This is a genomic window from Pseudomonas sp. PA-7-1E, assembly GCF_021605325.1.
Taxonomy (GTDB): domain Bacteria; phylum Pseudomonadota; class Gammaproteobacteria; order Pseudomonadales; family Pseudomonadaceae; genus Aquipseudomonas; species Aquipseudomonas fluorescens_BV.
The window spans coordinates 50,229-57,123 of the sequence record NZ_WKFA01000033.1 but is presented as its reverse complement, the minus strand read 5'-3'; the positions used below and the strand labels follow the sequence as shown (position 1 = coordinate 57,123).

The 6,895-nt window shown below is 59.7% G+C and carries 6 protein-coding genes; 2 read left to right on the top strand and 4 right to left on the bottom strand.

The window, feature by feature from the left end; all coding sequences use genetic code 11:
• The first annotated feature begins 358 nt into the window (after nucleotides 1-358).
• Complete coding sequence (gene sfnG / locus GIW79_RS19560) at nucleotides 359-1,483, top strand: dimethylsulfone monooxygenase SfnG (RefSeq protein ID WP_236477404.1); 1,125 nt, start codon at nucleotides 359-361, stop codon at nucleotides 1,481-1,483.
• A gap of 37 nt (nucleotides 1,484-1,520) precedes the next feature.
• Here the strand turns inward: sfnG and map are convergent, their stop codons facing one another.
• Nucleotides 1,521-2,291 carry a type I methionyl aminopeptidase gene (gene map, locus GIW79_RS19555; RefSeq protein WP_236455742.1) on the bottom strand — a complete coding sequence of 257 codons (771 nt, stop codon included), beginning with the start codon at nucleotides 2,289-2,291 and terminating at the stop codon, nucleotides 1,521-1,523.
• Nucleotides 2,291-2,491: a ParD-like family protein gene (locus tag GIW79_RS19550; RefSeq protein ID WP_003190946.1), complete on the bottom strand. Its 201-nt coding sequence runs from the start codon at nucleotides 2,489-2,491 to the stop codon at nucleotides 2,291-2,293. Before GIW79_RS19550 ends, map begins: the two co-directional genes overlap by 1 nt.
• Before the next feature lie 369 nt (nucleotides 2,492-2,860).
• Here GIW79_RS19550 and GIW79_RS19545 point away from each other — a divergent pair, with 369 nt between their 5' ends.
• Complete coding sequence (locus tag GIW79_RS19545) at nucleotides 2,861-3,130, top strand: DUF1652 domain-containing protein (protein WP_054897458.1); 270 nt, start codon at nucleotides 2,861-2,863, stop codon at nucleotides 3,128-3,130.
• Nucleotides 3,131-3,200: 70 nt separating this feature from the next.
• Here GIW79_RS19545 and GIW79_RS19540 read toward each other — a convergent pair whose 3' ends face one another.
• Together GIW79_RS19540 and GIW79_RS19535 are read right to left on the bottom strand one after the other, a co-directional pair.
• Nucleotides 3,201-5,801, bottom strand: a complete 2,601-nt coding sequence (locus GIW79_RS19540) for an autotransporter family protein (protein ID WP_236455740.1) — start codon at nucleotides 5,799-5,801, stop codon at nucleotides 3,201-3,203.
• Nucleotides 5,802-5,944: 143 nt separating this feature from the next.
• Nucleotides 5,945-6,883, bottom strand: a complete 939-nt coding sequence (locus GIW79_RS19535) for a carbohydrate kinase family protein (protein ID WP_213154241.1) — start codon at nucleotides 6,881-6,883, stop codon at nucleotides 5,945-5,947.
• Nucleotides 6,884-6,895 lie beyond the last annotated feature (12 nt).

Below are 6,895 nucleotides of genomic sequence, written 5' to 3'. Positions count from 1 at the left end.
GATTTGGGGGGCCGCCGCCACGCGCCATCCATGGCGCGGGGCGGCTAAACCGGCATCCCTGCCGGTTTACCCCCCAAATCCCTGTCGAATTCCGGCCAGCGTGGTTTAACGGGGCGCCTGAGATCAAAAGCAGATCAAGATCAAGAGCGACTCGCTTCGCATCGTGGGTACGCTTGGTGCTGGTCGCAACTGTTGCTCCAGCAACAGCAGATCCACAAACTGCTGCGATCCCAGACACTGGCAAGCCATCGCTTCAATCCCCCTTTTTTTCCGCAACCCCCAGGCTACGGGCATTTGCCTGCCCCTGGCACGCTTGCTGCGTAAGCCCTTGTAAATCCCTTGTACGAGGTACCGTCCGATGAGTCAGCAAGCCGTGAAATTTGCCTATTGGGTGCCCAACGTAAGCGGTGGGTTGGTCGTCAGCAAGATTGAACAACGCACCCACTGGGGTATTGATTACAACCGCAAACTGGCGCAACTGGCGGAGGCGGCGGGTTTTGAGTATGGCTTGACGCAGATTCGCTTCACCGCAGGTTACGGTGCCGAGAACCAGCATGAGTCTGTGGCGTTCAGCCATGCGTTGCTGGCGGCGACCACCACCCTCAAGGTCATTGCTGCGATCCTGCCCGGGCCGTGGCAACCGGCGTTGGCGGCCAAGCAATTGGCGACCATCGACCAACTGACCAATGGCCGTATTGCGGTGAATATCGTCAGTGGCTGGTTCAAGGGCGAGTTCCAGGCCATTGGCGAGCATTGGTTGGAGCATGATGAGCGCTATCGGCGTTCCGAAGAGTTTATCCGTGCTCTCAAAGGCATCTGGACCCAGGACGATTTCATCTTCAAGGGCGATTTCTATCGGTTCAACCAATACACCCTCAAGCCCAAACCCCTGGGCCAGCCGGAAATCTTCCAGGGTGGCAGTTCGCGGGCGGCTCGGGACATGGCGGCGCGGGTGTCGGATTGGTATTTCACCAATGGCAACACGCCTGAAGGGGTCAAGGCCCAGGTCGATGATATCCGCGCCAAGGCCGCTGCCAACCAGCATTCGGTGAAGGTGGGCGTGAACGCCTTCGTGATCGCCCGCGACACGGAGGAGGAGGCACGTGCGGTGCTGGCGCAGATCATTGACGAAGCCGACCCGGAGGCGGTCAACGCCTTTGGTGACGCGGCCAGGCAAGCGGGCAAGGCGTCACCGGAGGGCGAGGGGAACTGGGCCAAGTCCAGCTTTGAGGACCTGGTGCAATACAACGATGGTTTCAAGACCAACCTGATCGGCACGCCGCAGCAGATCGCCGAGCGCATCGTGGCACTCAAGGCCGTGGGTGTGGACTTGGTGCTGGCAGGCTTTCTGCACTTCCAGGAAGAAGTGGAGTATTTCGGCAAACGTGTATTGCCGCTGGTGCGCGAGCTTGAAGCCAAGGCCACTGTAGGAGCGAGCTCGCTCGCGAAAAACGTCAACGAAGAAGTGGGTAGCCTGGTTTAACGCGCAGTCCTTGAGGCCTTCGCGAGCAAGCTCGCTCCTACAGGGTGTGAAGGTTTTGAGTGGCTTGCAAGGTCAACACCTCAAACCCGTCCGCCGTCACCGCCACGGTATGTTCCCATTGCGCCGAGAGGCTGTTGTCCTTGGTGACCACCGTCCAGCCGTCTTTCAGGCTGCGGGTTTTGGCGCTGCCCTGGTTAAGCATCGGTTCGATGGTAAACACCATGCCTTCGCGCAGTTCCAGGCCGGTGCCAGGCCGGCCGAAGTGCAGAATTTGCGGTTCTTCGTGCATTTGTCGGCCGATGCCGTGGCCGCAGTATTCGCGCACCACGCTGTAGCCGTTGGCTTGCGCATGGCTCTGGATAGCATGGCCGATATCGCCCAGGCGCGCCCCGGGCTTGACCTGGCGTATACCGGCCCACATCGCCTCGAAGGTCATGTCCACCAGGCGCCTGGCCTTGGGCGTCACGTTGCCGATCATGTACATCTTGCTGGAGTCGGCAATGAAGCCGCCTTTTTCCAGGGTGATGTCGATGTTGATGATGTCGCCTTCCTTGAGCAATTGCTTGGCGCTGGGCATGCCGTGGCACACCACTTCGTTGATCGAGGTGTTGATGCAGAAGGGGTAGTCGTACTGCCCAAGGCTGGCAGGGCGGGCCTTGAGGTCATTGCGGATGAAGGCTTCGACGGCGCTGTCCAGCTCCAGGGTAGAGCGGCCGGCGGCGACGAAACCGTCGAGCATGTCGAAGACTTGCGCCAACAGGCGCCCGGCTTCACGCATTACGACCAACTGTGCGGGAGTCTTGATCATCAGCTGCGCCCTCGGATCAGGTCGGGTTTGTCCAGCAACAGCTTGTTGATCAGCTCGTTGTAGGGCAGGTGCGGGTTGAGTTCGGCGAGCAGGCCGATCTTGATCCAGAACTCGGCCTGGGCGTTGATGGAGCGGTCCATGGCGGCGCTGGCCAGGCGCAGTTGTTCGTGCAGCTGATCGGTGATCTTGACGATGCCCATAAGGTTCACTGTGTTTAATTGATATACGAATCGTATATGTTTCGTATGTTTATCGCAAACCGCCTTCGGCTGAACGGTGATGGGTTGATTGGTTGCGATATGTTGCCGAAAAAAGGATTTCCACATAAACGCCGGTCCCCACGCTGCGGGTTAAACGTTTAATCGATGTAGTTCGACGATGATGCCAAACAGGTTGTCTTCTTTAATATGAGCAAGCGGTTTGCTTATGAGGAAAGGTTACAACCACCACAGTTTTTGCCGAGTAGGCTTACTGATTGAAAGCGTCTTCCAGGGTTGGCAAGACGTGGCAGGTAAGTGCCTGTCGGATACATATAACTGTTGGCAGTCTCAAAAAAGGAGAGGTTAGCCATGCTTTCAGAACTAGAGCTTCGCAGCATCATTGAAGGAAGTTTCCTGCCTAAACGGTGCGAATGCACCAAAGCCGAAGATGCCTCGTTGACGATCAAGGTCTACGACGACCGCGACCGGGACCGGGTGGATTTGGAAGTCAAAGGTATACACCCTGACAAGCTCGACAGCAGTCGAGCGATTTGCAACCTGATCACCGGGTTGCGTGAGGACCTCAAGCAAAGCCACGCACCGGTACTGCAACGAGCCGGCGCGCGCGGTTATTACTAGCGGATGCTTGAGTGTAAGTTGACCCCATGGGCCTGGTAGTTGCCAGGCCCAATGTTGACGTCCTTCCTGTTTACCAGCACACTCTTACGCCGAGATTGCCACTGACACCCTCAAAGTTGTTGTCGTCCAGTTGGGTGCCATAGTTACCCTCCATATAAACGCTGAACGCGGATGACAATTGAGCTACAACACCGACACCAATATCAGCCGTGGAGGACTTGTGATCGCTCTTGATCCGGTCCACCTTGTCGAACGTCACCGTGTCGCTACCGCCGAAGGTGTGCCAGACATTCGCCCGTAGGTACGGCTCCACGGGTGTGTTGCTGACCAGATAGCGGCCCTTGAGGCGTGCGCCGATGCGGCCGGTCCAATACTCCTGGGAGTCGAAAGAGACCTTGGAAATGCCATCGTGCTGACTGTCCAGATCGATCTTCTGGCCGATGACTTGGGCCTGAGGTTCCATCTCCCAATGCTCGGACAGCCTGAACGGGTAGCCGGCCTCGGCGGATAACGCCAAGGCGTGGCCCTTGGTATCCATCTTCACCCCTCGGTCGGACTTGTTGTCGCCATCCAGGCGGGTACCCATGGCCACCAGGTCGACGTACCAGCCGGTCGGATCGGTGAGTGTCCAGTAAGCGCCGAAGTTGTCGCCGTCGAGTTTGACCCGCCCGGAGCGATGGTTCTGCCAGCCCATTGCAAAGCCCTTCACGTCGCCGCGCAGGCGGCTCTGGCCGATAAAGAGGCCAAGGCGTTGCGTCTGCCCGCCGCTGGTTTCGGCGGCGTAAAGGTCATGGCCAACCTGATAGCCCTTGACCGTGCCGTCAAAATTCGGCGCCACGGTGCCCGACCAGCTTTTGTTGAAATCACTGCCATAGGCGCGGCCCCAACCTGCCGGCACTGCACCGGTCTCGGTCAGCAGGCTTTGCTCGCCCTGGCGTTCATGGAAGGTGCCCAGAGCCTGCAACGTCATCAGTTGCGCAGCGGGGATGTCTACGGAGTAGACCGGAACTTCCAGGCGATACAGTGGAATCGGCGCGGCACCTGCCACGGCGGTAGGAAGCACAGGGTTACTCGCCGCCGATTGCGGCGACGTGGCCGCGGCGACTTGGCTGGGCTGTGGCGCGGCAGGCTCGATCGGGGGCTGCGGTTGCGCAGTGGGCGGTTCCACGGAGGGTTCATCCGAATCCACTACAGGGGGAGTGGCGGGGACCGGCGGCACCGGCACCACCACGGGCGGTGTCGGCGGTACGGGTGGGACCGCGGGCGGTTGCACGGCCACCACCGAGGAACGAAGGAACCAGCTGTTTTCTGTATTGGCGGTGGTGCCGCCCTTGAACAGCAGGTATTCATAAGCTCCGGCGGAGACCGAGCCCTTCAAGGCGAACGCATCGTTGGTGCTGACGGCGCCGTTGAGCGCCTGGACCACTTCGATACCGTTGTTCTGGGTCAGCCCGCCGATACCGCCGAGGTTGTTGACGCTCAATTGGGTGTGACCGCTGATGTTGCCGTCGGACACTACCAGCTTGTCGGTGGCAGAGTTTTCGTCGCCCAGTACGGTCTGCAGGTGCAACTGGCCGTTGTTGCCCACGTAGTTGCCATGCACCGTCAATACGCTGGTCGCGCTGTTGTCGGTGGTCATGTCGACAGTGCCGGCGTTATTGAGCGTCGCCAGTTGCCCGGCGGTGTAGGGGCGGATGCTGCCTTGGGTCACGGCCAGGGTACTGCTGCCGTCGATGTTGAACGTGCCGGTATTGCTGCCACTGTCACCGAGGAAAAAATCCCCGGCCAGGTCCAGGCGTGAGTGGTTGGTGAGGTTGACGGTCTCCCAGCCGATATAGCGGGCCGCGGTGCTGGATGTCGTTGTGTCGAAGGTCAATTCATCGTTGCCCAGGCCACCATCGACGGAGGGTGTGGTGGCCAGCAGGCTTTCATTCAAGCCGCGCAGCAGGGCGGTGTCGTCACCATCGCCCATCAACACCGAGGACTTGATCTGCCCACCGTCAAGCCACCGGAAAGTGTCGTTGCCGACGCTGGCACGGATCTCACCACTGATCACGCCGCCACTCACGGTAATGCTGTCGTCACCACCGCTGGTGCTGATATTGCCGCCGATGCTGCCAGCGGAAATGATGATGGTGTCAGTATCAAAACCGGTGACCAGGTTGCCCAGGATGGCGCCTCCGGACATGTCATAGAGGTTCTTGTCCAGCTTCATATTCACTCGGCCAATCGTGCCACCGCTCTGGTAGGCCACATCGCCGTCCTCAAAGGCATCGACGATGGTGCCTCCCTCCATCCTGAAGGTGTCGAGCCCATCGCCCTGGAACAGCGCCTGTATTTGCCCTCCGAGCATGACGAAGTCATCGATGCCAGCCCCTTGTTGCACCGCGCCGGTGATCTGCCCGGACTCTATGCGCACCGTATCCACGCCAGGGCCAAAGGTGACATTACCGTTGATGGTGCCGGTGCCGCCTGCGGGGAGGGTCAGATGGTTATCCCCGGAAAGGTCGGTAAGGCCGGGACTGCTGCCGCTGTCGCATGTATAGGTATCGTTACCGGTTCCCGGGGTGAGAACGCAGGCGGCATGAGAGGGTTGAGGGATCATGTACTGCAGTGAGATGAGGCCGACAGCTAAAACGGCCCGGGTCGAGAAACCACTGGGCTTTTGCATGGGTGTGTCCTGGGTTTGTTGTAATAACTGCTCCTGTTTTTGGGTTTAGCACAGTTTTCCAGTAGCGCAATTTTTTATGCATGGCGCGCAGGCCACGGAATACGTGGCCTGCGTGATGGCACTTTGAGTTTTGGCCGCTCAGCTCAAGCCAGTTGTTGACGATAGGGCAGGTCTGGGCCGGTCTTGCCGCAGGTCAGTGCGGCAGCCCGAATCGCGAAGCCCAGCATGGCGTCGATCTGCTCGCGACTGAGGCTTTGCAGCCCGTCAACCGAATCCAACTGCTGTTCCGTGAGCCACGCAATCAGCGCCGCCTGGAAGGTATCACCAGCGCCCACCGTATCGGCCATCACCACCTTGACGGCTGGTTGCGACCAGGTGCCATGCTGGCGGCTGAACACCGACGCGCCATCGCCCCCACGGGTGAGGAACACCAGTTGGCAACGGTGTTGCAGCCAACCTTGCAGCACGCTTTCCGGTGTCTGGTCGGGGTAGAGCAGGTGCAGGTCTTCGTCGCTGACCTTGATCAGGTCGGCGTGTTGCACCAGCTCTGCGACGCGTGCGCGCCACAGGTGAATATCGGGCTGCGGGTTAAGGCGCACGTTGGGGTCGAGGCTGATCAAGCGCTTGCCGCTTTCACGCTTGACCAGGCTGAGCAGTGTGTCACCAATCGGTTGCACCACCAGCGAAAACGAGCCCACATGCAGCCCGCGAATCTCGTCGCCCAAAGGTGGCAAGTGGGTCAGTTGCAATTGCCGGTCGGCACACCCTTCGCCGCGAAAGCTGTACTGCGGCGAGCCATTGGCGCCCACGGCTACCATCGCCAGGGTGGTCGGCGCGTCGAACTCAACCAGAAAGCGTTCGCTGATACCTTCGTCTTTCAGTACTTGCTGCAAGCGCCGTCCAAGGTAATCGGTGGACAGGCCGGCGAAGAACCCCGACTCGATCCCCAGGCGGCGCAAACCCACCGCGACGTTGAACGGCGAGCCACCGGCAATCGCCTTGTAATTGAGCTTGGCGGCCTGCCCGCTGGCATCCTCCTCGCTGAAGAAATCAAACAGCGCTTCACCACACACCAGATACATAGTTGCTCGCTC